Raw genomic sequence first — 25,231 nt, 5'->3', positions numbered from 1 at the left:
AGATCAAAGTCGGGAAAGAAGCGCGGTGGGCCAAGCGGGCTGCCGCGCCCTTTCATTGCGCCGCCGCGATCCGCTTGGCCTCGCGGAAACTCACCAGCCGCCGCCGCTCTTCGTCCCACAGAGTGAGCAGGAATAGGCGCGGCGTCTGGCGAAGGGTTATGCGGTTGACCTCGGCAAGCTCGGGATAGGCCTTGAGCACATCGGGCAGGCGGTAGAACGGGATCCGGCTCATCAGATGGTGCACGTGGTGGATACCGATATTGCCGGTGAACCAGTGCAGCCATCCGGGCAGGTGGAGATAGGAACTCCCCGCGAGCGCATAGGCGTGAAACTCCCAGTCCTCGCGATTGTCCCATGCGGCCTCTTCGAACTGGTGCTGCACATAGAACAGCCATACTCCGATGGAAGCGGCGGTGACCAGCACGGGCACGAACACCAGCGCAGTGGTGGCGATACCGAAGGCAAAAGCGAGGCCGACAAGGATCGCGGCGGTCACGGCATTGGTCGCAAGCGCGCTCACCCAATAGATCGCGCCTGCTTTCATCAACCCGATGGGCAGCCGGTGGCGCAACAGGAACAGGTAGGCAGGCCCAAATCCCAGCAGGAAGACCGGGTGTCGGTACAGCCGATAAAAGCCGCGCGCGATCCGCCCCTTCTGCATGTATTCGTTGACCGTAAGCGTATCGACATCGCCAAACCCGCGCGCATCGAGATTTCCCGTGCTCGCATGGTGCAACGCGTGGCTGCGGCGCCAGCAATCGTAGGGCGTCAGCGTGAACACCCCGATCCCGCGCCCGACCCAATTGTTGCTCCCACGCTTCCGGAAAAACGCCTCATGCCCGCAATCGTGCTGGATGATGAACAGCCGCAGCAGAAACAGCCCGGCGACCGGTGTGAGGAGCAGCGCGATGTAATACCCCGCCTCCACCGCGAACAGCATAGCCGCAAACGTCGCGGCAAACGGGATGAAGGTGACCGCCAGTTCCCACCCGCTGCGGCTGGCACGCGGAGTGCGAAAGCGGGCGAGGGTGCGGGCGATGGCCCGCGGATTGTCAGTATCTATGCGATTGTCGCGATCCGGCATGGCGATCGTTTTTCTCCTGCGCGGCCAAGGGAAGCCGCGTCCGCTGTGTCCATCGCCCTGCAAGGCGCTCGCGTCAACATGCGCCGGTGTGATGACACGATTGTGAAGCCTTGCAAGCGAGCCGGTTAGCATCAAGGTAACCGGTGCACGCTAAAACCCTTGCGGCACAATCATTTGCGCGAAGGGGAACGCGATGTCTGCTGCGGATGCTAATCTGGACATGGAAGAATTGCGTCGTCGCGCATGGGAAACCACCGTGCCTGCCAATGGCGACTACCAGGCCCAAGCTGATGAACGGCTCGACTGGCTTGGACAGGCTTCGCCCGAAGAATGGCACCGCTTCGCGACCGGTTTCAACTGGAGCGACGACATCGCGCCGCTTTACTGGATCGCGCGCCACGAGCAGTGCGAAATGGCGACCGCGCTTCACGTTTTCTGGCACGCCTGCCCCGAATGGGAGCTGATGAAGCTTGCGGGCAATGAACCGATTTACGAGCGCGACGAAGCGATGATGGTCGAATACATCGCCAAGCGGATCGCGGCCAAGGGCTACAAGCGCAGAAAGATCGCCTGGGACGCAGAGCCCATGCACAAGCGCGATTTCGAAGACATGAAGGGGTTTGTCTCCAAGATCGACGACCCGCCATGGAGGCCTCACCGCGACATGATCAAACCGATCTGGGGCAAGGAAGTGATGGATGGCCCCGAAGCGTGGGAAGAGCGCCCCGAAAACGTGCGCACCGGCTTCTGGCTCGACCTGCCCAAGTCCAACATCGTCACGTGGGACATGCGCGAGGCGCGCGACGAGATGCGCCCAACATTCTTCAACCTTTTCGCGATTGGCGGCCTGATCGCTGCAAGCTTCGAATTCGTGAACGATCCGGCCAAGTGGTGGCTCCACTTAGTTGGCGCGATTGTCATGATCGGCTGGTGGAGCTGGGGCATCAGCAATTCGACCTCGACGGTGCGCAGCCTCATGCGCTCCGAGATGAAAACCGTACCGACACAGCAGATGGCCATCATCTATCTGGCGCTGATCGCGCTCGGAGTGCTGTGGCTTAAAGCTTACTTCGGGCTCAGCGCGCTATTTGCCGAGGCGAAAGACACGAGCTTCGAAGCCCGCGCGATCAAGGCCGCAATATGCGCCGTTTGGATAGCGCCGTTCTGGTTCGGCCTCAGATGGTTGTCGGAGCAGTATACCTACCGCGTCCTGTTTCGCTGAGGGTCTTTGAAGCCTACCCAACCTGAGCGGGTTGTTCCCCGCGCTATAGGTCATCCAACCTGAGCGCGGTGCATCAGCTTTGCGTCGGCCAGGACCAGCGCCATCATCGCCTCAACCACGGGCGTTCCGCGGATGCCGACGCAGGGGTCGTGGCGGCCCTTGGTGCGGACCTTGGTGGCTTCTCCGTCAGACGTAATCGAGTCCACCGGCGTCAGGATCGAGGAGGTCGGCTTGAACGCCACGCGGCAGACCACCGGCTGGCCGGTCGAGATGCCGCCCGCCGTGCCGCCCGCATGGTTGCTTGCGAAGACCGGCTTGCCGTCCTCGCCCGGGCTCATCGGGTCGGCGTTCTGCTCGCCAGTGAGGCGCGCTGCTTCGAAGCCGTCGCCGATCTCGACACCCTTGGTCGCGTTGATGCTCATCATCGCGGCGGCAAGCTCGCTGTCGAGCTTGGCATAGACCGGCGCGCCCCAGCCGGCCGGGACACCCTCAGCCACGCACTCGACCACCGCGCCAAGCGATGATCCGTTCTTACGGGCAAGGTCGACCAGTTCCTCCCAGCGTTTCGCGGCCCAGCTGTCGGGGCAGAAGAACGGGTTCTGGTCGATGATGGCGTAGTTGATCGCGTCGCGCTCGATCCGGTCGCCGCCAAGCTCGCACACGAAGCCGGTGATCTTGACCTCGGGAATGATGAGCCGAGCGACCGCGCCTGCTGCCACACGCGCAGCGGTCTCGCGCGCGCTTGAGCGCCCGCCGCCGCGATAGTCGCGGATGCCGTATTTTGCGTCATAGGTGTAATCGGCATGTCCGGGTCGATAGGCCTGCGCGATCTCCGAATAGTCCTTCGAACGCTGGTCCGTGTTCTCGATCATCAGGTGGATCGGCGTGCCGGTCGTCACCTGGTCGCCTTCGGAGGTCGTGAACACACCCGAAAGGATGCGCACCGCGTCGGCTTCCTTGCGCTGGGTGGTGAACTTGTTCTGTCCCGGCTTGCGCGCATCCATGAAGGGCTGGATATCGGTTTCGCGCAAGGGAATGCCCGGCGGGCACCCGTCCAGCACCACGCCAAGGCCGGGGCCGTGGCTTTCCCCCCATGTCGTGAATCGCAGGGACCGTCCGAAAGTGTTGAAGCTCATGGCTCCAAGCCTTTAGCGAAAGCGGCGGCGGTGTCGAGAATTCAGCCGATTTCCTACACGCAGGCGCGACGATATGGTGTGAGATCATGATGAACGGATGAGACCTCGGCGGTGCGCGAAATGCTGGCAAAAATCGGAAAGTCACACATCCTACAGCGAATTTTTCGAATTATCGCTTTGGAACAGAGGCTTGCGAGCCCGAGCGACTTTTCCAAACCATACCCATGCGCGTTCCACCCTCTGCTGGCGATAAGCGCGGTGCAGGGGTGGTGTTGCGAAGCGCCTTGGGCCAAGAACAAACCATGATTGCAAAGCTATCAGGACGCCTCGACGAGATCGGCGAGGATTGGGCGATCGTCGATGTGCAGGGCGTGGGTTACCTCGTTCATTGCTCGGCCCGAACGCTCAGCGCGCTGGGCGAAAAGGGCGAGGCGTGCACCGTCCACACCGACCTTCAGGTGAGCGAGAACGACATGCGCCTCCTGGGCTTTGCGGAAAGCGCCGAGCGCGACTGGTTCCGCCTGCTGACACAGGTTCAGGGCGTAGGGTCGAAGGTCGGCCTTGCGATCCTGTCTGCCCTATCGACCGGCGAATTGCGCGATGCCTGCGCCGCGGGAGACGCGGCCAGCGTGGCGCGAGCGAACGGTGTGGGGCCGAAGCTGGCCGGGCGGATCGTCAACGAGCTTAAAGACAAGGTCGGCGCGCTGCCCGGCGGCGGAATGGCCGGAGTGCCCATGGGCGCCGCAGCCCCCGCAGGCTCTGCCAGCGCCGATGCGGTGAGCGCGCTCGAGAACCTCGGCTTCAAGCCCGCCATCGCCGCGCAGGCCGTTGCCCGCGCCACTGCCGAATTGGGCGAGGATGCGCCCGAAGGCGACCTCATCCGCGTTGCTCTCAAGAAGGCTGCATCATGAAACACGCTCTCGCCCTTGCTCTTGCAACGCTCATCGCAAGTCCCCTCTCTGCCCAACAGGCGAGCCGGGAGGCCTTCGCGACCGGCCCCGTGTTCGATGAATTCGGCCCGCACGCGCCCGTCCCTGACGTCGAACCGATCCCCAGCTTCTCGCGCTTCGAGATCGCCTTCGACGTTGCCACCGCTGCCGAGGACGGCGCGCGTAATCGCGGGTTCGAGAGTGCTGCCCGCTTCATGAACATGCACGTCGCAGCCGGAGTGCCTGAGGACCGCATCAAGCTCGTGGTGGTAGTCCATGGCCTAGCGGCAGGCGACTTGGTCAGCGGCGAGGGCAACACCTCCGAGCCGATGATCCGCGCGATGCTCGATCGCGGCATTCGCTTCATCCTGTGCGGGCAGAGCGCAGCAGCTCGCGGCGTCAATCCTGACGAGCTGATCGAGGGCGTCGAGATGCAGCTCTCCGCCATGACCGCCCACGCGCTGCTCCAGCAGCAGGGTTATACGGTGAACCCGTTTTGAGCGATCTCGACCCTCCTATCCACTCCGGCGAGAACCAGCCCGGCGATCCGGACACGGCTCTGCGGCCAAAGCGGCTTGCGGAGTTCATCGGTCAGGAGGCGGCGAAGGACAACCTGCGCGTCTTCATCGATTCAGCGCGCGCGCGGGGGGAGGCGATGGATCACACGCTGTTCCACGGGCCTCCGGGCCTTGGCAAAACGACGCTCGCGCAGATCGTCGCGGGTGAGCTTGGCGTGGGGTTTCGGGCAACGTCCGGACCGGTGATCGCCAAGGCGGGCGATCTGGCTGCGTTGCTCACCAATCTCGAACCGCATGACGTGCTCTTCATCGACGAGATCCACCGCCTCAATCCGGTGGTCGAGGAAGTGCTCTACCCCGCGATGGAGGACCGCGCGCTCGACATCATCATCGGCGAAGGGCCTTCGGCGCGGAGCGTGCGGATCGACCTGCCGCCCTTCACGCTGGTCGGGGCGACGACGCGGCAGGGTCTGCTGACGACCCCCTTGCGTGACCGGTTCGGTATTCCGGTGCGCCTGCAATTCTACACCCATGACGAGCTTGACCAGGTGGTAACGCGCGGCGCGCGACTGCTCGGCCTCGACATCGAAGCGTCGGGCGCGCGCGAGATCGCGCGGCGCTCGCGCGGGACGCCGCGTGTGGCGGGCCGCCTGCTGCGGCGCGTGCGTGACTTCGCGCAGGTCGCAGGCCAGGTCACCGTGACCCGCGCGATGGCGGATGATGCGCTGACCCGGCTCGAGATCGACCGGCTTGGTCTCGACGCGATGGATCGCCGCTACCTCACCATGATCGCGGAGACCTACAAGGGCGGGCCGGTCGGGGTAGCGGCGATATCGGCGGGCCTGTCCGAACAGCGGGACACGGTCGAGGAGGTGATCGAGCCCTACCTCATCCAGCTTGGCCTGATCGCCCGAACCGAACGCGGGCGCATGCTTAACGATGCCGGCTGGGAGCATCTCGGAGTCGCAAAACCGGTGTCGCGTGGCGGCGCTCAGCCCTCGATGTTCGACGAGAACGACTAACACAGCCGCCGTTTTCGGTGTCAAAACGGGACAGCACCCCCGAAAAGCGCCCGATTCCGGTGTTCCGGCGCCGCTAACACGCGCCAAACATGGTTAACCGCATTGCCGTGATCCGGTCTCCGATCCCATGACAGTATTGGATTTGGTGAAGGTGCGGGTGGGCCGCATCCAGCCAGGGCAGGCAAACAAGGTTCGGTTCTATGTCGATCAAACTGGCAACAGCGAAACTCGCAGCGACCGCTGCAGGCATCGCCCTTCTGCAGGGCGGGGCAGTGCGCGTCGCGGAGCCGATGAACACCGATCAGCCGCGCTTCACGACCGACGCCGACGGCAAGCTGGTCGAAACGCAGCCAATCGCGGTGAAGGGCCAGCCTGAACCGATCTACGTCAAGGACCAGCCGCGCGTTCGCGAGCTTCCGCCGCTTCCCGAGCCTGATCGTCGTCGCCGCATCGTTGAGCGCACGATCGAATGCCAGCCGATTCCCGGCGGCTTCGGCGCAGCCGGTGCTGGCGCTGTGGCTTACAACGACGCGGGGCTGCCCGCAGGCGCCACAAGCGCCTACATCGACGCGGCTGAATGCCCGCCGATTGCGCAGGTCGCCTATGCACCCGCTCCGCTTCCTCCGCTTCCGCCCATCACCGGTGGCGGCGGCGGCTTTGGCGGTCCGGTCTTCGGCGGCTTCGGTGGAGGCTTTGGCGGCGGTTTCGGAGGCGGCTTCATTGGCGGCTTCTTTGGTGGCGGCGGTTCGTCATCGGGCGATCTCGGCGTCTCGACCACGACCACCACTTCGGGCGGGGATTTCAGCTCGACCACCAGCGGCGGCAGCTTCAGCTCCTCGACGAGCGGCGGCTCCAGCTCCACCTCGAGCGGTGGCAGCGGCGGCTCTTCGGGTGACATCAATATCGACATCGACGTCGATGCCTCGACATCCTCGGGCACGATCTCCTCGACCACCACGTCGGGCAGCGTGACGTCGACCTCCTCGACCGGCTCGATCAGTTCGTCGACCGGCGCAGTGTCCTCGAGCACCGGCGCAGTCTCGTCGAGCACCGGCGGCGTGTCGACCTCCACTGGCGGTGTTTCGACTTCGACTGGCGGAGTATCGAGCTCGACCGGCGCGGTATCGACATCGTCGGGCAACGTCTCAAGCTCCTCAGGCAATGTCTCGAGTTCGTCCGGGAACGTCTCCAGCTCCTCAGGCAACGTTTCGAGTTCCTCGGGCAATGTGAGCAGCTCGTCTGGCAACGTGTCGTCGAGTTCGTCGTCGAGCAGCTCGTCATCGAGCAGCTCTTCGTCCTCCTCATCGTCATCGTCCTCGGGCGGCAATAACGGATCGAGCGGGGGCTCGTCCGGAGGTTCGGGCTCGTCGAGCTCTTCGGGTTCGTCATCGTCCGGTTCCTCATCGTCATCTTCAGGCGGTAGCGGCGGTTCGTCGGGCGGCTCCGGTTCGTCCTCGTCCTCATCGTCGAGCAGCTCTTCAAGCTCGTCGTCCTCGTCGGGCGGCAGCTCGGGTGGTATGACCAGCGGCGGCAGCAACGGTGGCAGCGGCAGTTCGTCGAGCTCATCCTCGTCGTCGAGTTCTTCGTCTTCGAGCTCGTCCTCGGGCGGAGCAACCAGCGGCGGTAGCTCAGGGAACATGACCAGCTCCACGAGCTCGTCCTCGTCCTCGAGCAGTTCCTCCTCTTCGTCTTCGTCGGGCGGTAGCTCGGGCGGCATGACCAGCACCGGCGGGTCGAGCGGTCAACCTGGCACCACGACCGGCGGTTCGTCGGGTGGATCGGGTTCGTCGAGCAGTTCTTCGAGTTCCTCGTCGTCCTCCAGCAGCTCGTCCTCGTCGGGCGGTTCTTCGGGCGGCAGCAATGGCGGCTCGTCCAGCTCCTCGTCGTCGGGTTCGAGCTCGGGCAGCTCCAGCTCCTCTGGCGGAAGCACGTCGAGCTTCGGTGGTTCGTCTTCGTCCAGCTCGTCAGGTTCTTCGTCGAGCAGCAGTTCGGGTGGCAGCACCTCGAGCTTCGGCGGAAGCAGCAGCAGTTCGTCGTCGAGCTCCAGCTCCAGCTCGTCGTCCTCGTCGAGCAGCGGTGGCACCGAAGTGCCTGCACCGCCGATGATGATCCTGTTCGGCCTCGCCGCCGCAGCGATCCTGGGACGCAAGAAGTTCAAGGTCGAAAAAGCAGACGCGTAACTCGCGCGCTCAAAGCTGACCTGGAAAAACTAAGGGCGGCACCCCCCCACGGGATTGCCGCCCTTTTGCTGTCCGATTGGTGAGCCCGCGCGACTAAGGCATTTCGACCGCCTCGCCCGCTTCCTGCCAAGCAAGGATGCCTCCACCCAGATGCGCCGCGGGCTTGCCGGTGTGAGCGGTCAGCTTCTCACCTGCGATGCCCGAACGTCGGCCCGAGCGGCAATAGAGCACCACTTCGCGGCCATCGCTGAGGTCTAGGCTTGCCGGGTCGAAATCGACGAGAGCCACATGCTCCGCGCCCGGGATGATCCCCTGCGCGACCTCTTCCGAAGTGCGCACGTCGATCAGGCGGATGTCGCCAGCGTCGAGCTTTGCGCGAAGCTCCTCGACCGAAAGGTCCACCACGCTCGCCTCCTCGGCTATGGCAGGGATGGCTTCCTTCGCCATCGCCAGCTCATAGCCGAAAGGCGGAGCCGAATCGCGCCCTTCATCCTTGTCCTTGCTCGGCGCGCAGGCCGCGAGGGCGAGAACGGTTAGCGAGGACAGGACAAGGCGCGGTTCGATCATGATTGCTCCTTAGGCGGCGAGCTTGCGCAGCACGTAGTGGAGGATGCCGCCGTTGCGATAATACTCCATCTCGTTCGCCGTATCGATACGGCAAAGCGCGTTGAAGGTGAAGGTCGTGCCGTTGCCGCGTGTGGCTTCGATTTCGATCGTCTGGCCCGGCGTGAGGTCGGCAAGTCCCTTGATCGAGAAGGTGCAGTCCGCATCGAGCTCAAGCGTCTCGCGCGTGGTGCCCTCTTCGAACTGCAGCGGCAGGACGCCCATGCCGACGAGGTTGGAGCGGTGAATACGCTCGAAGCTTTCGACGATGACCGCGCGCACGCCCAGAAGGATCGTGCCCTTCGCCGCCCAGTCGCGCGAGGAGCCGGTGCCGTATTCCTTGCCGCCGACCACGATCAGCTGCGTGCCGTCCGCCTTGTGCTTCATCGCGGCGTCGTAGATCGGCATCTGCTCGCCATTATAGGTGGTCACGCCGCCTTCGACGCCTGGGACCATCTCGTTCTTGATGCGGATGTTGGCAAAGGTGCCGCGCATCATCACGTCGTGGTTGCCGCGGCGCGAGCCGTAGGAGTTGAAGTCCTTCTTCTGCACCTGGTTCGACTTGAGATACTCACCGGCAGGCGAGTCCTCCTTGATCGCGCCAGCAGGCGAAATGTGGTCGGTGGTGACGCTGTCGCCGAGGATCGCGAGCGGCTTTGCATCGACGATGTCGGTGATCGGAGCCGGCGTCATGTCCATGCCTTCGAAGTAGGGCGGGTTGGCGACATAAGTCGAACCCGCGCGCCACTGATAGGTGTCAGAGGGCTCAACCGTGATCGCCTGCCAGTGCTCGTCGCCGTCATAGACGTTGGCGTATCGCTTCACGAACATCGAACGATCGATGTTGGCAGCGCGGTGTTCTGCGATCTCGGCATTGGTCGGCCACAGGTCGGCGAGCATGACGTCGTTGCCGTCCTGATCCTGACCGAGCGGCGTGGTGGTGATGTCCTCGGTGACGGTGCCCTTGAGCGCGTATGCGACCACCAGCGGCGGCGATGCGAGGAAGTTGGCGCGCACGTCAGGCGACACGCGGCCTTCGAAGTTGCGATTGCCCGAAAGCACACTGGCCGCGACGATGTCGTTGCCATTGATGGCGGCGCTAATCGGCGGCGCGAGCGGGCCGCTATTGCCGATGCAGGTGGTGCAGCCATAGCCGACAAGGTCAAAGCCGATCGCGTCGAGATCGTCTTGCAGGCCCGACTTTTCGAGGTAATCGGTCACAACCTGCGATCCCGGTGCGAGGCTGGTCTTCACCCAGGGCTTGGGCTTCATGCCGCGCTCATTCGCCTTCTTCGCGACGAGACCGGCAGCAATCAGCACGTCGGGGTTCGATGTGTTGGTGCAGCTGGTGATGGCGGCGATCACGACGTCGCCGTCGCCGATGTCGTGGTCCTTGCCATCGACGCCGGTACGGTGTGGCGCATCCTTGCCATAGACCGTCTTGAGGTCGCCGTTGAACAGTTCGTCTACCTCGGGAAGGATCACGCGGTCCTGCGGGCGCTTGGGCCCGGCAAGGCTCGGGACGACCGAGGAGACATCAAGTTCGAGGGTCTTGGTGAAGACCGGCTCATTCGCCGGATCGAACCACATGCCCTGTTCCTTGGAATAGGCTTCGACAAGCGCGATCTCTTCTTCGCTGCGGCCGGTGAGGCGCAGGTACTCGATGGTCTTGGCATCGATGCCGAAGAAGCCGCAGGTCGCGCCATATTCAGGAGCCATGTTGGCGATGGTTGCGCGGTCGGCGAGGGTGAGGTTGGCAACGCCTTCGCCATAGAATTCGACGAAGCGGCCAACCACGCCCACTTCGCGCAGCATCTGCACGCAGGTGAGCACGAGGTCGGTTGCGGTCACGCCTTCGGCCATCTTTCCGGTCAGCTTGAAGCCGACGACTTCGGGGATCAGCATCGAGATCGGCTGGCCGAGCATCGCAGCCTCGGCTTCGATCCCGCCAACGCCCCAGCCAAGAACGCCAAGGCCGTTGATCATCGTTGTGTGGCTGTCGGTTCCGACGCAGGTGTCGGGATAGGCGACCATTTCGCCGTTCTCGTCAACGCTCGACCAGATGCCCTTGGCGATGTGCTCGAGGTTCACCTGGTGGCAGATGCCGGTGCCCGGAGGGACCGCGGAGAAGTTTTCGAAGCTCTTCGAGCCCCACTTGAGGAAGTCATAACGTTCTGCATTGCGCTCATATTCGAGCGCCATGTTGGCTTCCATCGCCTTGGGGTGGCCGAACTCGTCGACCATGACCGAGTGGTCGATGACGAGGTTCACGGGAACCTGCGGATTGATCTTCTGGGTGTCGCCGCCGAGCTCCTTGATCGCATCGCGCATGGCGGCAAGGTCGACGACGCAAGGGACGCCGGTGAAGTCCTGGAGCAGAACGCGCGCCGGGCGGTACTGGATTTCGCTGCCGGTCTTGGGATCGTTCTGCCAGTCGACGATCGCCTGGATGTGATCGCGGCCCACGGTGAAGCCTTCGTCCTCGAAGCGAAGGAGGTTTTCCAGCAGGACTTTCATCGAGGTCGGGAGCTTCGACACATCGCCAAGCTGCTCGGCCGCTTTGGCGAGCGAATAGTAAGCGTAGCTCTTGCCGTTCACATCGAGAGTGGAACGCGTCGAAAGGGTGTCCTTGCCGGTGGCTGTCATGGGGTTATCGATCCTTTGTAGGGGCCCGCCAATGTGATCCCACTTGCGGGCGGAAAATCTGTCGCTGCAACTGCTAGAGAGAAGGGGCTAGGTCAAGGGCAAGCGCCCGATTTGCGACCTTTTGCTAGTCGATTTGGCCCACTTGCGCGCTCAGGCCGGTTCAGGCTGCCTCTCGCGGCCCTTTCGCGTCGCGAGCCAGCACCCGGTCACGATCAGCGCCGTGCCCGCCAAGGTCGGGATCGTGACCGCCTCACGGAAAAAGACCCAGCCAAGTACGCTCGCCCACAAAAAGCCCGAATATTCGATCGGAACCAGCGCCTGCGCTTCGGCGCGAGCATAGGCCCAAGCAAATGCCATGGCGCCGCAAACGGTGAGAACTCCGGCAAGAACCAGCGGGAGGATCGCTTCGGTTGCAACCGGCGTTGCGAGGAAGGGGGCGCCCAGCAACAGGACAACTCCGCCGACCCCGCTATGGAATGTCGCAATCTCTACCGGCCCGGCCATCTGCGACTGTCTGCGAATTACGATGAAGTTGTAAGAGTAGAGCAGGGCCGACACGAGCAGCGAGGCGAGGCCAAGCGCTGCGTCATTGTCGAAACTGTCCTGCCCGATCTTGCCGCTGATGATGACGATCGTTCCTGCGAAGCCGAGCAGGCTTGCGAAGATCGCCTTGGGCTGGATCACTTCGCCCAGCAAAATGCGCGCAAGATAGAGCGCGATCAGCGGAGCGATGAAGCTAATTGCAATAGATTCGGCGAGCGGAAGCTTGGTCAGGGCATAGAAGAAGGTCAGCGCCATGAAAGCCGAGATGATCCCGCGCTCGAGATGCAGTTTGAGCGTTGCCCATTTCGGCCAGCCCGTGCGCTGCCACAGCCAGAACGGCGCGATGATCGCTGCCCCGATGAGTGAGCGCAAAATGGTCGCGGTGTAGGTTCCGGTCGTGAGAGCGGCTTCCTTCATGAAAGCGTCCATCGTCGACAGGCACCCCACGCCCAAGGCCGCGACAGCGAAGGGTATCAGCCGGGAGAGGGGGGAGGGCTCGCTCATGGTGGGCTCGCTTTACGGTCAGTGCACGCCCGCGTCACGTGTCTGGCGCTTCACGGCTGTGCACCGATTAAGGTGAGGGCAAGCTGATTTGCTTGATAGCGCCTGCGAAACCGGAGTATATTTGGCTTCGAGACGCATCGCCGCCCGGTCGTGAGGCGGCTTTGTGCAAAGGGATGATACACATGCGTAATTGGGTCAGCAGCTTGGCAACCGGTGTCGCGGGTGCGGCACTTCTGGCTAGCGGAGCGCTCGCGCAAGACGAAACTGCGCCGATTGAGGAAGCGCCTTCTCAGGCCGAAACACCCGCCGATGCGAGCTTCGACGAAGCCTTTCCGCGCATGGTTTCCGAGCCGCTGGTGCAGGGCGACCTTGCACCTCCAGGACCGCTGGTTCAGGAATGGGAGGTTAGCCACGTCGACGCTCTGATCGGTGTGATCGAAGGGATCGAAGCCGAAGGTCTCAATCCTGCCGACTACAACCTGACCGAGCTCAAGACGCTCGCCGCACAAGGCCGCTCCGAAGTGCTCGATGCGACGGCTTCGAAGAGCTTCGTCTGGCTGGTCGAGGATCTGCGCGATGGCCGCACTCCGATGTCGGCGCGTGTGCAGTGGTTCGTCGTCGATCCCGACCGCGACACGTATCGCACCGGCGATCTGCTGACCAAGGCTCTCGAAACGGGCGATGTCGCGGGCGTTCTTGCAGAGCTGAACCCTACGCACCCTGACTATGCTCGCCTTCGCGAAGAGCTGGCGGTCACGCCGGCGGAAGAGGCTGAGAAGCGCAAGTTGATCCAAGCGAACATGGATCGCTGGCGCTGGCTCGCGCGCGATCTTGGCACGCAATATCTCATCACCAACGTGCCCGAGTATCAGCTGCGCCTGACCGTGCGCGACCGCATCATCAGCACCTATCGCACGGTGGTCGGCAAGCCGGGTCGCACCGCTACCCCGCAGCTTGCCGAGATGGTGGAGGGCGTGGTGTTCAACCCGACCTGGACCGTGCCGCAATCGATCGTGAAGGGCGAAGGGCTTGGCGAACGCGTGCTCGGCAATCCGGGCTGGGCGCGCGCCAACGGCTACACCGCTACGCGCGGCAGCAATGGCTGGATCACGGTTGTGCAGCAGCCGGGTCCGGGAAATTCGCTTGGCCGCATGAAGCTGGAGATGCCTAACCCGCACGCGATTTTCTTCCACGACACCCCCTCACGGCACCTTTTCGCGAACGCCAACCGCGCCTTGTCGCATGGCTGCATCCGGACAGAGCGCGCGCTTGAACTGGCAATCACCATGGCGATCCTCGGCAAGGGCGCTACCCGCGACGAGGCGGTCGAAATCGCGACCTCGGGCAAGTACACCAAGGTGATGATCGAGAAGCAGCTTCCTGCCTACATCACCTATTTCACCATGGGCGTCGATATCGAGGGCGAGCTTCGCACCTTTGACGATATCTATGGACGCGATGCGCCGGTCCTCGCCAGCCTCGACAAGCCGCGCGAAGCGAACCGTTCGGGCGAGAGCGATGACGAAGTTATCGTGATTGAGAACGATCCGCGCGGCGAGGCCTGAGCGCCCACCACAGTCCCAGCGCCGCGCCCCACGCAAAGGGCGTCGTGAAAGCGTAGTCTGACGCTTGCGAGTACTCGTCCCACATGAACAGCGCGATGCAGGCGATCTGCACCGCGGTGGCAAACCCTAGGCTCACAGCCAGCGAGAGAAGGCTGCCGGGCTTCAAGCGCATGATGAGGAGCGCGCTCGGGATGCCGAAAGCGACTGCGCAAGGGATCACGTAGATCAGGCTGATCCAGCCGAACATGACCGGAGCCAGTGGCACCATCCACCAGTTCTCGAGCAGACCCGGCATGTTGCCTTGAGAAAGGAGCGTCAGCGTCAGGACGCCGCCGCCAATTGCCGCGCCTGCGACCATCGCAAGCCAGAGCGCATAGGCGAGACGGTAGAGTGGTTCCTCGCCGAGGCTAGTAAACACCCGGATTGTACCGCTGGGTCAGGTTCGGCTTGGCAGGTTGCAGCACGGCAAGCTGCTGCTCGCGCGACAGCATCGCGCCGTCTTCCTGAAGGCCGAGGCTGTCGGCGTAGAGCAGGCGTCCGCCCGACAGGTTCATCAGCGCGTAGCGGAAGTCGTCCTGTCCAAAGGCGAAGCAACCGTTGGAACGGCCAAGACGGCCCCAGCGCTCGATATGCGAAGGTTCGGCATAGGCGGCGCGGTGCATCACGATGTAGCGGCGCAGCGCGGCATCGTTCGTTTCGTCGAGCCCGCCGAGCCTCACCGAAGTGCCATAGCGGCCCTGATACCACTCCCAAGTCACGTAAGCGCCCTTGCTCGTCGCGTTGGAACCTTCGACGTTGGAGTAAGTGTTGAGCCAGCCATCATGTTCAGGATCGGAGCCCGCGCCGTGGCTGCAATGGGCTGCGCTCACGTCTTCGCGGTCGAGGTTGACGAAGTAGAAGCGCGGCTTGGCCGAGTGCACGCCGAAATCGGCAATCCCGACGATGTCGCGCCGCCAGATCGCATCGCCTGCACGGTCAAGCTCGCGCTTGGCGATGTCGAACAGGGCGCGGTCGCGCTGGCTGCCAGCGCGCGGCTGGGCGGCGAGTTTCGCGGGCAGACCGGGAACGGCCATGGCGGCACCGGCGGCAAGGCCGGACTTAAGGAGATCGCGGCGGTTCATATCAACACTACTATTACCTCAAATATGAGGTTCCCGTGAATCCCTTTTCTTACGCAGCTTCATGAAGCGCTTTCGCCTTCATTCCAAGCTGGACGATGCCGGGCATGTTCGCCTGGATTGCAGGGGCGACTTTCGACAATGCGGCAAGGCGCGGGTCATTATTCGCGATCATCTCAGCCACCGCCGGCCCGGTCGGATGAAGGCGGCTTTTCGCATTGAAGGCGTTGGTCTTTTCGTTGTTCGAAAGGATCGCGGTGCTCATCAGGTTGGCCATCACCGCATAAGGATAGGTGTCGGTCGTATCGGTTAGCGGAGCCGGCGGGCAGAGCGCATTGCGCTCCTCATCGGTCTCGAAATTGGCTTCGAGGAAGGCTGCGAGCGAGGCGCTGTACGGCACGAACGGCGTCTGCGCCAATTGCAGCGTGATGGTGTCGCCATCGAAGAACGGGCGGGTGTTGGCGCGCTGTTCGAAGGGGACGGCGCTGGCGGTGCAATTGATGAAGAGCGTGTTTTCCGGAAGCTCAACCCGCTCGTCCCCGAACAGCATCGCCTCCGGCTCGAGCGCGGTAACGCGGCGGCCGCGATGCACGTTCGTGATCTGGCGCAGCAGCGCGACTTCTGCCTCGGATATGACGGCATAGTGGAACATCTTGGGCGTGACCTCGGGATCGATCCGAAGCATCGTCCCGCGCTCGTCCAGCTTCTCGAACATCTCGTCGCCTGTCTCGGACGACGCCGCGCATTCGGCAAGGTCGACCTGAAAGCGGATGAGGTCCTCGATGTGATGCTTGGCCGGTTGCAGCAGCTTGCGGTTGAACATCCAGCTGTCGCGCGGGCGGACCCAGTCGATCTTGTCCGGAGCAACGCCCGCTTCGAGCAGCCATACGGCGGTGTCCATCGCGGTCTTTCCGCCGCCGATCACGACATAGTGATCGGGAAGGTTCTGAGTATCCTTCCAGAGTGCGGGCAGGTCACCCGGATTGGCAAAGCGCGTCCCCTCGGCGATCTCGAAGCCGGGCTTGTGCGTTGCAGGAACGCTGGTCTTGAACCACGTTGCATCGACCAGCTTGCGGCGCACGTTGAACTGGATCGTCTCGCCCGACAGGATATGCCGCGCCGAATGCACGGCGCCATCCTTGCCGACATATTCGGTGAGCGAGTGGTATGCGACGCGTCCGCTCGGGATCAGGCGCTCGCTCATCAGCTTCGAATAGTAGGCGAGGATCTCCGAATGCTTTGCGAGCGGATACATGCCGGCATTGTGGCCGTGCGTGTCGACCCGGTCGGGGCACAATTCCATCGAGTTGACGCCGTAAGTCGCGCTCGGCTGGTGCAAGGTCACGAAGGAGTAGGCATCGTTCCAGTGCCCGCCTGGGGCCGCGTGCTTATCGATGATGGTGATGTGGCTGTCAGGGTCCTCGTCGATCAGCGTGTCCGCAAAGGCGAGGCCAACGGCTCCGGCTCCAACGATGAGGTAGTCGGTATCCTGGCTGCTCATTCACACTCTCCCTGATGCGCGCTGATCTGCGGCTTGGCTCCATAGCGTATTTTCCTCGGCCATGGCGAGCATCGAGCGCGCATGGCGTGCCGCGACCGCGCGCTGATCTTCGCCGTAGCCACCGCCGAGCGCCGAAGCGACCGCGAGCCCGCGTTGCCGCGCCTCTCGCACGACGAAGCGATCGCGCTGCATAAGCCCTTCATCGGTGAGGGCGAGCCGACCGAGCTTGTCCTCGACATGGGGATCGACGCCTGCCTGGTAGAAGACGAAGTCGGGCGCGAAGCTGTCGATGACGCGTGGCAGGTGCTTGTCGAGCGCTTCCATGTAGCCATCGTCATCGGTCCCGTCGGGTAGACCGATATCGAGAGTAGAACGCGCTTTTCGTACCGGGAAGTTCTTCTCGGCATGGACCGAGAGCGTGAAGACGTCCTCGCGCCCGGCCAACAGACTGGCGGTGCCGTCCCCCTGATGGACGTCGAGATCGACGATCAGAACACGCGCCGCATCGCCTTGTGCGAGCAGGCGGTTGGTGGCGACGGCGAGGTCGTTGAAGACGCAATACCCCGCTCCCGTATCGCCAAGCGCATGATGGCTGCCCGCCGCACTGTTGGCGGCATAGCCGTGCTCCATCGCGAGCTGCGCTGCGAGCCATGTGCCGCCATTCGTGTGCCGCACGCGGTCGCGGATATGCTCCGTTACCGGGAAGCCGATGCGGCGTTCCTTGGCGTGGGGAACCTGCGCGCTGAAGACCTCTTCAACGTATTGGGGATCATGCACCGCCTCGAGCCAGTCGCGCGGCATCGGATCCGGCGCGTGCTCCATGATCGCAGCGCCTGAGCCGCGCAGTTCCTCCATCACGAGGTAGTACTTGTCGAACTTGAATGACCCGCGCGTGGGGCGCGGGGCCATGTAGTCGGCGTGGTGAACGACGTGGAGCATCAGATGACAGCTGTGTGTTCGAGGGCGATCTTGCAACCCAGCGCGATCAGGATCAGCCCTCCGAATACCTCAGCGGGTCGTCCAAAGCGCTCGCCAGCGGCCTTGCCCAATTGCACTGCCGCGAGCGATAGAGCGAGCGTGCACGCGGCGATCAGTGCGACCGTGATCGGCGGGTCGAGCGCAATCTCGGGCAGCGCAACCCCGGCGGCGAGCGCGTCGATCGAGGTGGCGAGCGCTGCTCCGAGAAGCGCGGCAGTTCCGAGGATCGGGCGCGCTTCACCGTCTCCGCCGCCGCGCAGCATCAGCAGCCCGATTGCCACGAGCAATGCGAAGGCTATCCAGTGGAAGACGCTCCCGGCCCATGCCAGCGCCGCCTCTCCGAGCGCCCATCCAAGCGCCGCCATCAGGCCTTGCGCCAAGCCGAAGACCAGCGCGATACGGAGCGTGGGACCCAAGTCGGGACGGAACCGCGCGCCCTGCGCGAGCGCCACCGCGAACGCATCCATCGCCAGCGCGACAGCGAGCAGCAGAGCCTCAATCACGCCCGTGCCGTCTGCTTATCCTGCAAGGCTCGCCAGCTCGTCGTAGATGGCCTCTTCGCTGCGACTTGCCGCATTGCGCCACGTCGTCGCGGTCTCGGCATTCACCAGCGTGCCGTCTGCGGTCAGCACGAGCACGTTGGGCGTGCCGGGCAGGTTGTCGAGGCCAAAGCGCTGCGCGATGTCGAGATTGTGGCCGTCACCTTGCTGAGGCATCCCGATATTGACGAAGACGAGCTCATATTGCTCGTCGACCAGCGCGCCGATCCGCTCGCTTTCGAGCCATCCGGCGAGTGCGCGGCTGTCGTGACACCAGTTGGCGCCCATGACCAGAAGCACGCGCTTGTCAACTTCTGTCGCTCGGGCGAGCGCGGCGTCGACGTCGCCCATCGCATCGCTAGAGACAACGTAGGATCGCGCCTCGGGGTAATCGTGGGCAGCATGACTGCTGGTATCGGCAATGGTCGCGCAGCCGGTGACCAGCAGCGCAGCGGCCAAGCCTGCCAGAATGGGCCGGATCATTGTGTGTTGGTACCTTCCTCGATTTCGAGACGCCCGATTGTCAGCTTGTCGATGCGAGCCTCGCGCACGCGCACTTTGCCAATAGCAAGCCTGCCGATGGCGAGCGCACCGATGGCCAATGCGCCGACCGCTAACGCTCCAAGCGCCAAGGCTCCCACGCTGGCCGCGCCGACCGATGCCCGGCCTGCCGAGGCGCGCTTGACGAGCGCAGTATCGTTTGCGGCGTCGGGGAGGCTGGCCTCTCGCTTCACCTTACTCGGCTGCCTCCTTGGCGTGCGGGTCGAAGGCGACCTCTTCGCCGGCCTCGATCTTGGCGGCCTTCTCCTCGACGAGGCGCACGATGTGGTCGAGCATGTCCTCGTCCTCGATCGTGTGCGCCTTGACGCCCGAGAGGTAGACCATGTGCTTGCCCGATCCGCCGCCAGTGAGGCCGATATCGGTCTCGCGCGCTTCGCCCGGGCCATTGACCACGCAGCCGAGTACGCTGAGGCTCATCGGTGTCTTGATGTGTTCGAGGCGCTTTTCCAGCGTCTCGACCGTGCGGATCACGTCGAAGCCCTGACGCGAGCAAGACGGGCACGAGACAACGCGAACGCCGCGCGTGCGAAGGCCCAACGCCTTGAGCATCTCGTAACCGACCTTGACCTCTTCCTCCGGCTCGGCGGAAAGCGAGACACGGATCGTGTCGCCAATCCCCGCCCAGAGCAGCGAGCCCATGCCGATCGAGGACTTGACCGTCCCGCCGATCAGCCCGCCAGCTTCGGTGATGCCAAGGTGCAGCGGGCAATCGACCGCTTCGGCAAGTCCGTGATAGGCGGCGACCGCTAGGAACACGTCGGAGGCTTTCACCGCGACCTTGAATTCGTGGAAGTCGTGATCCTGCAACAGCTTGATGTGATCGAGCGCGCTTTCGATCAGCGCTTCAGGGCAGGGCTCGCCATACTTCTCCAGCAGGTCCTTCTCGAGGCTGCCCGCATTCACGCCGATGCGGATCGCGCAGCCATTGGCCTTTGCCGCGCGGACGACTTCGGCGACCCTGTCGGAACCTCCGATATTGCCGGGGTTGATGCGCAGGCAAGCGGCGCCTGCATCGGCGGCTTCGAGCGCGCGCTTGTAGTGGAAGTGAATGTCGGCAACGACCGGGATGTTAGCCGCGCGCGTGATGAGCGGCATCGCGGCGGTCGCTTCCTCAGTCGGGCACGAGACGCGGATGATGTCGCAGCCCACGTCCTCGCAGCGGCGGATCTGGTCGATCGTTGCGGCCGCGTCTTCGGTGGGCGTGTTGGTCATGGTCTGCACCGTGATCGGCGCATCGCCGCCGACGGGCACATCGCCGACCATGATCTGGCGACATTCGCGCCGTTCAACCGTTCGCCAGGGGCGGATTGCGTTCATCTAACTGACCTGATTCCTGAAAGTGGACCGCATGTTACACGGTCCAGGGCAAAATAGCATGTCTGTCACCTTGGCCGCCCAAAGTGTCACCTTGGACGCCGGTTGTGTCACCATATGGCGGCGGTTTTCCAGATTTGCGACCCTTTGCATCACTCGCGCATTAACACGGAGCATGGAGAGTAGGAAAACGTCGCGACCTGCGCCATGGTGGCCGACGATGGAAACAACCGGAACAGATGCGACCGAGGGCAAGGGACCGCTGATATTTGGCTGCGTGCTCGACGGGAAGGGTGGTGCGACCCCGATCGGCAGGAAAGAGGTCGATGGCTGGAAACCGGCGCATCCCGGAGAAATTCTGTGGCTGCACCTTCGCCGCCACGCACCCGAAGTGCAGCCATGGCTCGAAAACGACCTCGGCATTCCGGAGCCGACAGCTGAATTCCTCGTATCCGATTCGACCAGACCGCGCGCCTTGCGCGAAGGCAACGCCATCGCCGCGACTTTAAGAGGCATCAATTTCGCCGAGCAAGCGCAACCTGAGGACATGATCTCGTTGCAGGTCTGGTCCGATGGTGTGCGCCTCATGACCTTGCGCAAGGCACCCATGCAGACACCGCGCGACGTGCGCGCCTTGCTCGAATTGGGCAAGGGGCCGCTCGACGCTGGCGGGGCGATCACGGCAATCGTTGAACAGCTGACGGTCCGCATGAACCATACGATCGTCGACATGAACCTGCGGATCGATGAGCTCGACGAGATGGATATCGAGGATGATCACGAGGAAATCCTGCCCAAGATAACCGGAATCCGGCGTAATTGTCTCGCCTTGCAGCGGCACATGTCGCCGCAGCACGAAGCGCTGCAGAGCATTGCTCGCGATGCGCCCGCATGGTTCGAGGATCACGACCGGCGCGAAATCGAGGAGTCGATTGCACGGCTCCGGCGCTACATCGACGATATCGAGATCAGCAAGGAAAGCGCTCTGGTGCTTCAGGACGAGCTGCGCGCCCGCAGCCTCGCCTCGAACGAGCACGCGACCTACATGCTTACCATCGTGGCGGGCATCTTCCTGCCGCTTGGCTTCCTGACCGGGCTGATGGGGATCAATGTCGGGGGTATGCCAGGCGTCGAGAACGGCGATGCGTTCTGGATCGTGGTCGGCATCTGCCTCAGCATCATGGCGCTGCAGCTGGTACTGTTCTGGCGCTGGAAATGGCTGTGAGCCGTCCCGCGGGGGGACGGCTCACGCAAGTATTTTTCCTGAAGTTACCAGCGGATCAGCGGCGGGACCACGAAGCGGGCGGCGACTGCTGAGACCGCAACTGGCAGGACATGGACGATACCGACATGCGAAATCGTGTCGAGCGGGCAGGTGATGCCATAGGCGAGTGATCCGAGCGATCCGGCGGCAAGGCCGGTGAGCCAGCTTGCACGCTCGATCGAAACCGGCGCACCCTGGCGCAGGAACATCACGGCGGCAGTTGCGACGAGAAGTCCGGCGCCAGTGCCATAGAGCGCGCATTCGAAGTACAAGAGCGCCGGATCGGCAAAGGCGCTGACCGAATGGTCGTGCGTTGCCTCGATCGAGAACATGGTCAGCAGCGCTGCGACCGGCATGACGGCCAGCATCGCCGCGCTCCAGAACGGGGCGTTTGCGCGCGTTCCGACGCGGGGCAGCGCCGAGGCGACCAGCGCGGACGTGCTTGCCGCACCCAGCACCATCAGCAGGCCATTGGTGATCCAGAAGAAGCCCGAGGCTTCGCCCGATACCATGCCGGTCCAGAACTCGAAGATCGCAATCGAGACAATCGCGGCAACGATCGTCGCAAAGCCGATCAGTATCGCCCCATTGGCGGGCTTTACGCGTTTTACCGGCGTCAGATCCTCGGTCAGGGCCGCGATGAGGGCGTCGCGGTCCATGCGGGTGGAAGAGGGAATGTCGTTTTTCATTTCAATCGGCTTTCTCGACCATGGCGGCCAATTTCTTCAGGCCACGATGGATATTCACTTTAACCAGGCTTTCGCTTTGCCCGGTCTTTTCGGCGGCTTCGCGGATCGACAGGCCGCCTATTTTTACCAGTTGGATCGCCTCGGCCTGCTTGTCGGGGAGCTGGCCAAACAGGCGGTCGAGGCTGACGCGGGCCAGGACAACTTCTTCCTCGCTGTCTTCAACCGCGTCGTCTTCGAACAGTTCCTTCGCGTCATGCTTGTAGACCTTGCGCAGATGATCGACCCAGCGATAGCGCGCAATGGCTGCAAGCCATGGCAGGAAGGCCCGTGACGGATCCCAGGTCGCGCGCTTTGTGTAGAACGCGATCAACACATCCTGAACGAGGTCATCAATCGAATGCGGCGGGACCCGGCGTTTGAAGTAACGCTCGAGCCATACGCCCACCTCGGAGAGCAGCACATTGGTAGCGGCTTTATCGCCGTCCTGCGCTGCCACCATGAGGCGGGCGAATGTCGGTTCATCGGCAACCATGGTGATCCCCTCCCAAAGTCCTTATCGGACCTTAGGCAAGTTGGGGCTCCGCGCCACTCGATTTCTGCGAACCGGTGAACCGGCCCAGCAGGGCATCGAGCGAGAAGAGGCCGGGGCCACGGCTGATGATGATGGCTGCAAGAGCCAGAACGGTCAGATCCCATCCAAAGAAGTGAGCCCAGGTCGGGAACACGAAAATCTGGATGACCAGCGCCATCACGGCAAGTGCAGCAGCGGAAAAGCGGCTGGCAAGACCAATCAGGAGCAGGATCGGAAACGCGAACTCTGCATAGACGGTCAGCGGCACGGCGAGATCGGGGGAGATCGGCAGGCCGGTGAACTCGTTGGCAAAGATGAAGTATTGCGTTTCGTCGATTTGCAGCAGGCTGCCTTCGACAACCTTGGTTTCATAGGACCGCCAGAAAATCCCGGCGAGCGCAACGCGGCTCATAAGAAGCGCGATGCTTTCGACGAACGTGCCCGAAAGGGCGCCGGTCAATCGGTTCCATGCTGATGTGATGCTGTTCATTGTCTTTCCTCCTTGAACCTGATCGGGCGGCCGAATGTTTGCCTGATTGGCCGCCTGATCAGTCTGTGTGTGGCCGTGCCGTGCGGTTTAGCGACGGATCGGGGTCAGCGAGCCTTTGCCCTTGGGCGTTTCGATGCTGGTGCAGGTGCCCTTGTCGACATAGACCCAGGCATTGCCCTGGTAGTCGCGGGTCGAGGTACCGGCACAGCTCGTGCCCGGACCTGCGGCGCAATCATTCTTGCCTGCAAGCGCAACACCGTAGCACTTTTCCTTGGCGCCCTGTGCAGCGACAGGGGTGGTGGCGAGACCGGCGGTGATGCCGGCGGTAAGGGCGAGACCGGCGAGTGCGGTGATCGACTTCTTGTTCATGGCAGTTCTCCAAACTCTTCAAAACTTGCGTCCGGCGGGGTTGCGGGACTGCCCTGTCATTCGCGCTGCCTCCGTGGTCGGTTACAAAAATCGCAAAAAAGTTGGATTCACCCCGCATCGGAAGCGCGCCGTATTAAAGAGTGTAACAATGGCGCAGGCGAGGGCGAACCGGGGAGGCGACGGCAGCAATAAATGTCTGCTAAGGAGGAATACATGCCAACCAGCCACGACCCCATTGCGCCCTTTGGCGGCTTCGGCCTTGGCCTCAGGCGCACGCATTACGACGACTATCTGAGCGGCCCCGGATACGAAATCGGCGTGCCGGTCGATTTCGTCGAGGTCATTTCCGAAAACTACATGGTCGAAGGCGGACGCCAGCTGCGCGTGCTGGAGCAAGTGCGCGAGCGTTTGCCTGTGATCCTGCACGGCGTCTCGATGTCGATCGGTTCGGCGCGCGGGCTGGATGAGCAATATCTCAGGGCGCTCAAGCGGCTGGAGCAGCGGATCGAGCCCTTGTGGGTCTCCGACCACCTGTGCTGGACCCGCACGAGCGCGCACAATTCGCACGACCTCTTGCCGATGCCGCTGACCGAAGAAGCGCTTTCTGCTGTCTGCGCCAATATCGACCGCGCACAAGAGGTGCTGGGCCGCGCGATGCTGTTCGAGAACCCGTCAAGCTACCTCACTTTCCCGGAGGACGAGCTGACCGAGTGGGAGTTCCTGACCGAGATGACTCGGCGGACCGGGTGCCACCTGCTGCTCGACGTCAACAACATCTATGTGAGCGCGCGCAATCACGGCTTTTCGGCGGAAGACTACCTTGCCGGACTGCCGCTTGACCGCGTCCGCCAAATTCACCTCGCGGGCCACGACCCTGCCACGCCGGAGCGTGACATCATCATCGACACGCATGACCGCGAAGTCGCCGATGGCGTGTGGGATCTTTACGCCAAAGCCATAGCCATGCTGCCGCAGCCGGTCGCGACCATGATCGAACGCGACGGTAATATCCCGCCCTTGGCCGACTTGCTGATCGAACTCGACCGAGCGCGAGGCATCGCGAGCGAGGCACTCGTCCCGGCATGACCGATCTGGCTGACCGGCAGGAGGCATTCCTTAAAGCGATCCTCGACGACCGCGCCGCGCTCCCCGAAGGTTGGGGCAACCGGCAGGCGGCGGGCATGGCGGTCTATCGCGGGAATTACCGCTCCGCGCTGATGGGCGCGCTTGAAGAAACCTTCGAGCGCACGCGCGCCTATGTCGGCGAAGGGCCGTTCAAGCAGGTCGCGATGCACCATGCGATCAAGCACCCCCCTGCTGGCTGGACTATCGACGAGGCTGGGGCAGGCTTTGACGCGACCTGTGCTGAATTGTTCGGCCAGAACCCCGAAGTCGCCGAACTCGCATGGCTGGAATGGACCATGATGGAAGTCGGCACCGCGCCCGACAGCAAGCCTGTCACACCCGAAGCCTTTGCCGAGGCGAGCGCGGGGTTCGGCGATGAGGACTGGGGCGCGCTCACGCTGACATTTCAGCCGCGCAGCACCGTCCGGCTCGTTGATCATGACCTTGAGGCCATGTGGCGCTCGCTTTCAGGCGAAAGCGATGACCGCCCGGAAATCAAGCTCGCCGCCCCGCAATCCTGCATCGTGTGGCGCGAGGGTGATCGGCCCACCTTCATCCTTGCAGAAGCCGATCATGCCGGTGCCATTCAAGCGATGCAAAGCGGGGCGAGTTACGGCGAACTTATCGCGGTCCTGCTCGGCGAAAACGAGCCCACTGCCGAAGCGATCCAGGCTGCCGCGATGCGTGCAGGCGCGATGCTGGGACGCTGGCTGCAGGAAGGGCTCATCACCGGGATTGGCCGTCCGGCTGCTTGACACTC

The 25,231-nt window shown here is 63.3% G+C and carries 27 protein-coding genes; 8 read left to right on the top strand and 19 right to left on the bottom strand.

The genetic code is table 11. The annotated features are described in order from the left end of the window. Positions 1-52 precede the first annotated feature (52 nt). Complete coding sequence (locus NAP1_RS10775) at positions 53-1,084, bottom strand: fatty acid desaturase (protein ID WP_156777252.1); 1,032 nt, start codon at positions 1,082-1,084, stop codon at positions 53-55. Between the two features lie 193 nt (positions 1,085-1,277). On the opposite strand from NAP1_RS10775, the gene NAP1_RS10770 reads away from it, so the two are divergent. Next, entirely contained in the window at positions 1,278-2,306 is a 1,029-nt protein-coding gene (locus NAP1_RS10770; protein WP_007165319.1) for a DUF4274 domain-containing protein, read from the top strand. 50 nt (positions 2,307-2,356) lie between these two features. Here the strand turns inward: NAP1_RS10770 and aroC are convergent, their stop codons facing one another. Continuing rightward, on the bottom strand, positions 2,357-3,442 hold the full coding sequence (gene aroC, locus NAP1_RS10765; RefSeq protein ID WP_007165318.1) for a chorismate synthase: 1,086 nt from the start codon (positions 3,440-3,442) through the stop codon (positions 2,357-2,359). Positions 3,443-3,744: 302 nt separating this feature from the next. Here aroC and ruvA point away from each other — a divergent pair, with 302 nt between their 5' ends. From ruvA to ruvB, 3 genes are read left to right on the top strand one after another with little or no spacing between them, the layout of a single operon-like run. Continuing rightward, entirely contained in the window at positions 3,745-4,353 is a 609-nt protein-coding gene (gene ruvA, locus NAP1_RS10760) for a Holliday junction branch migration protein RuvA (protein WP_040464949.1), read from the top strand. Beyond that, positions 4,350-4,871, top strand: a complete 522-nt coding sequence (locus NAP1_RS10755) for a DsrE family protein (protein ID WP_007165316.1) — start codon at positions 4,350-4,352, stop codon at positions 4,869-4,871. The genes ruvA and NAP1_RS10755 overlap by 4 nt, the downstream gene beginning before the upstream one ends. Beyond that, positions 4,868-5,911 carry a Holliday junction branch migration DNA helicase RuvB gene (gene ruvB, locus NAP1_RS10750; RefSeq protein ID WP_007165315.1) on the top strand — a complete coding sequence of 348 codons (1,044 nt, stop codon included), beginning with the start codon at positions 4,868-4,870 and terminating at the stop codon, positions 5,909-5,911. The genes NAP1_RS10755 and ruvB overlap by 4 nt, the downstream gene beginning before the upstream one ends. A gap of 601 nt (positions 5,912-6,512) precedes the next feature. Here ruvB and NAP1_RS15995 read toward each other — a convergent pair. The 5 genes from NAP1_RS15995 to NAP1_RS10720 all read right to left on the bottom strand — a co-directional run bounded on the left by NAP1_RS15995 (position 6,513) and on the right by NAP1_RS10720 (position 12,387). Beyond that, complete coding sequence (locus NAP1_RS15995; RefSeq protein ID WP_007165314.1) at positions 6,513-7,628, bottom strand: hypothetical protein; 1,116 nt, start codon at positions 7,626-7,628, stop codon at positions 6,513-6,515. A 24-nt stretch (positions 7,629-7,652) separates the two neighbouring features. After that, positions 7,653-7,994, bottom strand: a complete 342-nt coding sequence (locus NAP1_RS16325; protein ID WP_007165313.1) for a hypothetical protein — start codon at positions 7,992-7,994, stop codon at positions 7,653-7,655. Positions 7,995-8,184: 190 nt separating this feature from the next. After that, entirely contained in the window at positions 8,185-8,658 is a 474-nt protein-coding gene (locus tag NAP1_RS10730; protein WP_007165311.1) for a rhodanese-like domain-containing protein, read from the bottom strand. A 9-nt stretch (positions 8,659-8,667) separates the two neighbouring features. Further along, positions 8,668-11,340 (bottom strand): aconitate hydratase AcnA, encoded by a 2,673-nt coding sequence (acnA, locus tag NAP1_RS10725; protein ID WP_007165310.1) that lies wholly within the window; start codon positions 11,338-11,340, stop codon positions 8,668-8,670. 150 nt (positions 11,341-11,490) lie between these two features. After that, entirely contained in the window at positions 11,491-12,387 is an 897-nt protein-coding gene (locus NAP1_RS10720; protein ID WP_040464421.1) for a DMT family transporter, read from the bottom strand. A 182-nt stretch (positions 12,388-12,569) separates the two neighbouring features. On the opposite strand from NAP1_RS10720, the gene NAP1_RS10715 reads away from it, so the two are divergent. Further along, positions 12,570-13,952, top strand: a complete 1,383-nt coding sequence (locus NAP1_RS10715) for a L,D-transpeptidase family protein (RefSeq protein WP_007165308.1) — start codon at positions 12,570-12,572, stop codon at positions 13,950-13,952. On the opposite strand, the gene NAP1_RS10710 is transcribed toward NAP1_RS10715, so the two are convergent. Genes NAP1_RS10710 through ispG form a run of 8 tightly spaced genes read right to left on the bottom strand, consistent with a single transcriptional unit; the run spans position 13,915 to position 19,966 of the window. After that, a complete protein-coding gene (locus NAP1_RS10710; protein ID WP_156777250.1) occupies positions 13,915-14,370 on the bottom strand; it encodes a hypothetical protein in 456 nt (151 codons plus the stop codon). The two genes, NAP1_RS10715 and NAP1_RS10710, sit on opposite strands and share 38 nt — an antisense overlap. After that, complete coding sequence (locus NAP1_RS10705; protein ID WP_007165307.1) at positions 14,360-15,073, bottom strand: murein L,D-transpeptidase catalytic domain-containing protein; 714 nt, start codon at positions 15,071-15,073, stop codon at positions 14,360-14,362. The genes NAP1_RS10710 and NAP1_RS10705 overlap by 11 nt, the downstream gene beginning before the upstream one ends. Positions 15,074-15,122: 49 nt before the next feature. Continuing rightward, positions 15,123-16,571: an NAD(P)-binding protein gene (locus NAP1_RS10700; protein ID WP_007165306.1), complete on the bottom strand. Its 1,449-nt coding sequence runs from the start codon at positions 16,569-16,571 to the stop codon at positions 15,123-15,125. Next, on the bottom strand, positions 16,572-17,510 hold the full coding sequence (locus NAP1_RS10695) for a histone deacetylase (protein WP_007165305.1): 939 nt from the start codon (positions 17,508-17,510) through the stop codon (positions 16,572-16,574). Further along, a complete protein-coding gene (locus tag NAP1_RS10690; RefSeq protein WP_007165304.1) occupies positions 17,510-18,052 on the bottom strand; it encodes a manganese efflux pump in 543 nt (180 codons plus the stop codon). The genes NAP1_RS10695 and NAP1_RS10690 overlap by 1 nt, the downstream gene beginning before the upstream one ends. A 15-nt stretch (positions 18,053-18,067) precedes the next feature. After that, positions 18,068-18,571, bottom strand: coding sequence for a thioredoxin family protein (locus tag NAP1_RS10685; protein ID WP_007165303.1), 504 nt, complete (start codon positions 18,569-18,571; stop codon positions 18,068-18,070). Further along, complete coding sequence (locus NAP1_RS10680; RefSeq protein ID WP_007165302.1) at positions 18,568-18,822, bottom strand: hypothetical protein; 255 nt, start codon at positions 18,820-18,822, stop codon at positions 18,568-18,570. The genes NAP1_RS10685 and NAP1_RS10680 overlap by 4 nt, the downstream gene beginning before the upstream one ends. Before the next feature lies 1 nt (position 18,823). After that, positions 18,824-19,966 (bottom strand): flavodoxin-dependent (E)-4-hydroxy-3-methylbut-2-enyl-diphosphate synthase, encoded by a 1,143-nt coding sequence (ispG, locus tag NAP1_RS10675; protein ID WP_007165301.1) that lies wholly within the window; start codon positions 19,964-19,966, stop codon positions 18,824-18,826. 217 nt (positions 19,967-20,183) lie between these two features. Here ispG and NAP1_RS10670 point away from each other — a divergent pair, with 217 nt between their 5' ends. Next, complete coding sequence (locus NAP1_RS10670; RefSeq protein ID WP_007165300.1) at positions 20,184-21,188, top strand: zinc transporter ZntB; 1,005 nt, start codon at positions 20,184-20,186, stop codon at positions 21,186-21,188. Between the two features lie 44 nt (positions 21,189-21,232). Here the strand turns inward: NAP1_RS10670 and NAP1_RS10665 are convergent, their stop codons facing one another. From NAP1_RS10665 to NAP1_RS10650, 4 genes are all read right to left on the bottom strand, one after another. Continuing rightward, the gene (locus NAP1_RS10665) at positions 21,233-21,916 is read right to left on the bottom strand and encodes an NrsF family protein (RefSeq protein WP_040464417.1); all 684 of its coding nucleotides are present in this window, start codon (positions 21,914-21,916) and stop codon (positions 21,233-21,235) included. Between the two features lies 1 nt (position 21,917). After that, positions 21,918-22,448, bottom strand: coding sequence for a sigma-70 family RNA polymerase sigma factor (locus NAP1_RS10660; RefSeq protein WP_007165298.1), 531 nt, complete (start codon positions 22,446-22,448; stop codon positions 21,918-21,920). A gap of 31 nt (positions 22,449-22,479) precedes the next feature. After that, a complete protein-coding gene (locus NAP1_RS10655) occupies positions 22,480-22,977 on the bottom strand; it encodes a DoxX family protein (protein WP_007165297.1) in 498 nt (165 codons plus the stop codon). An 87-nt stretch (positions 22,978-23,064) separates the two neighbouring features. Beyond that, positions 23,065-23,346, bottom strand: a complete 282-nt coding sequence (locus NAP1_RS10650) for a DUF2282 domain-containing protein (RefSeq protein ID WP_007165296.1) — start codon at positions 23,344-23,346, stop codon at positions 23,065-23,067. 213 nt (positions 23,347-23,559) lie between these two features. On the opposite strand from NAP1_RS10650, the gene NAP1_RS10645 reads away from it, so the two are divergent. Then, entirely contained in the window at positions 23,560-24,432 is an 873-nt protein-coding gene (locus NAP1_RS10645) for a DUF692 domain-containing protein (protein ID WP_040464415.1), read from the top strand. Next, complete coding sequence (locus NAP1_RS15985; RefSeq protein WP_007165294.1) at positions 24,429-25,226, top strand: DNA-binding domain-containing protein; 798 nt, start codon at positions 24,429-24,431, stop codon at positions 25,224-25,226. Before NAP1_RS10645 ends, NAP1_RS15985 begins: the two co-directional genes overlap by 4 nt. Positions 25,227-25,231: the final 5 nt, after the last annotated feature.

This window comes from Erythrobacter sp. NAP1 (assembly GCF_000152865.1).
GTDB lineage: Bacteria > Pseudomonadota > Alphaproteobacteria > Sphingomonadales > Sphingomonadaceae > Erythrobacter.
Note: the sequence above shows the minus strand (reverse complement) of the source record. Positions and strands in the feature narration are given on the sequence as shown.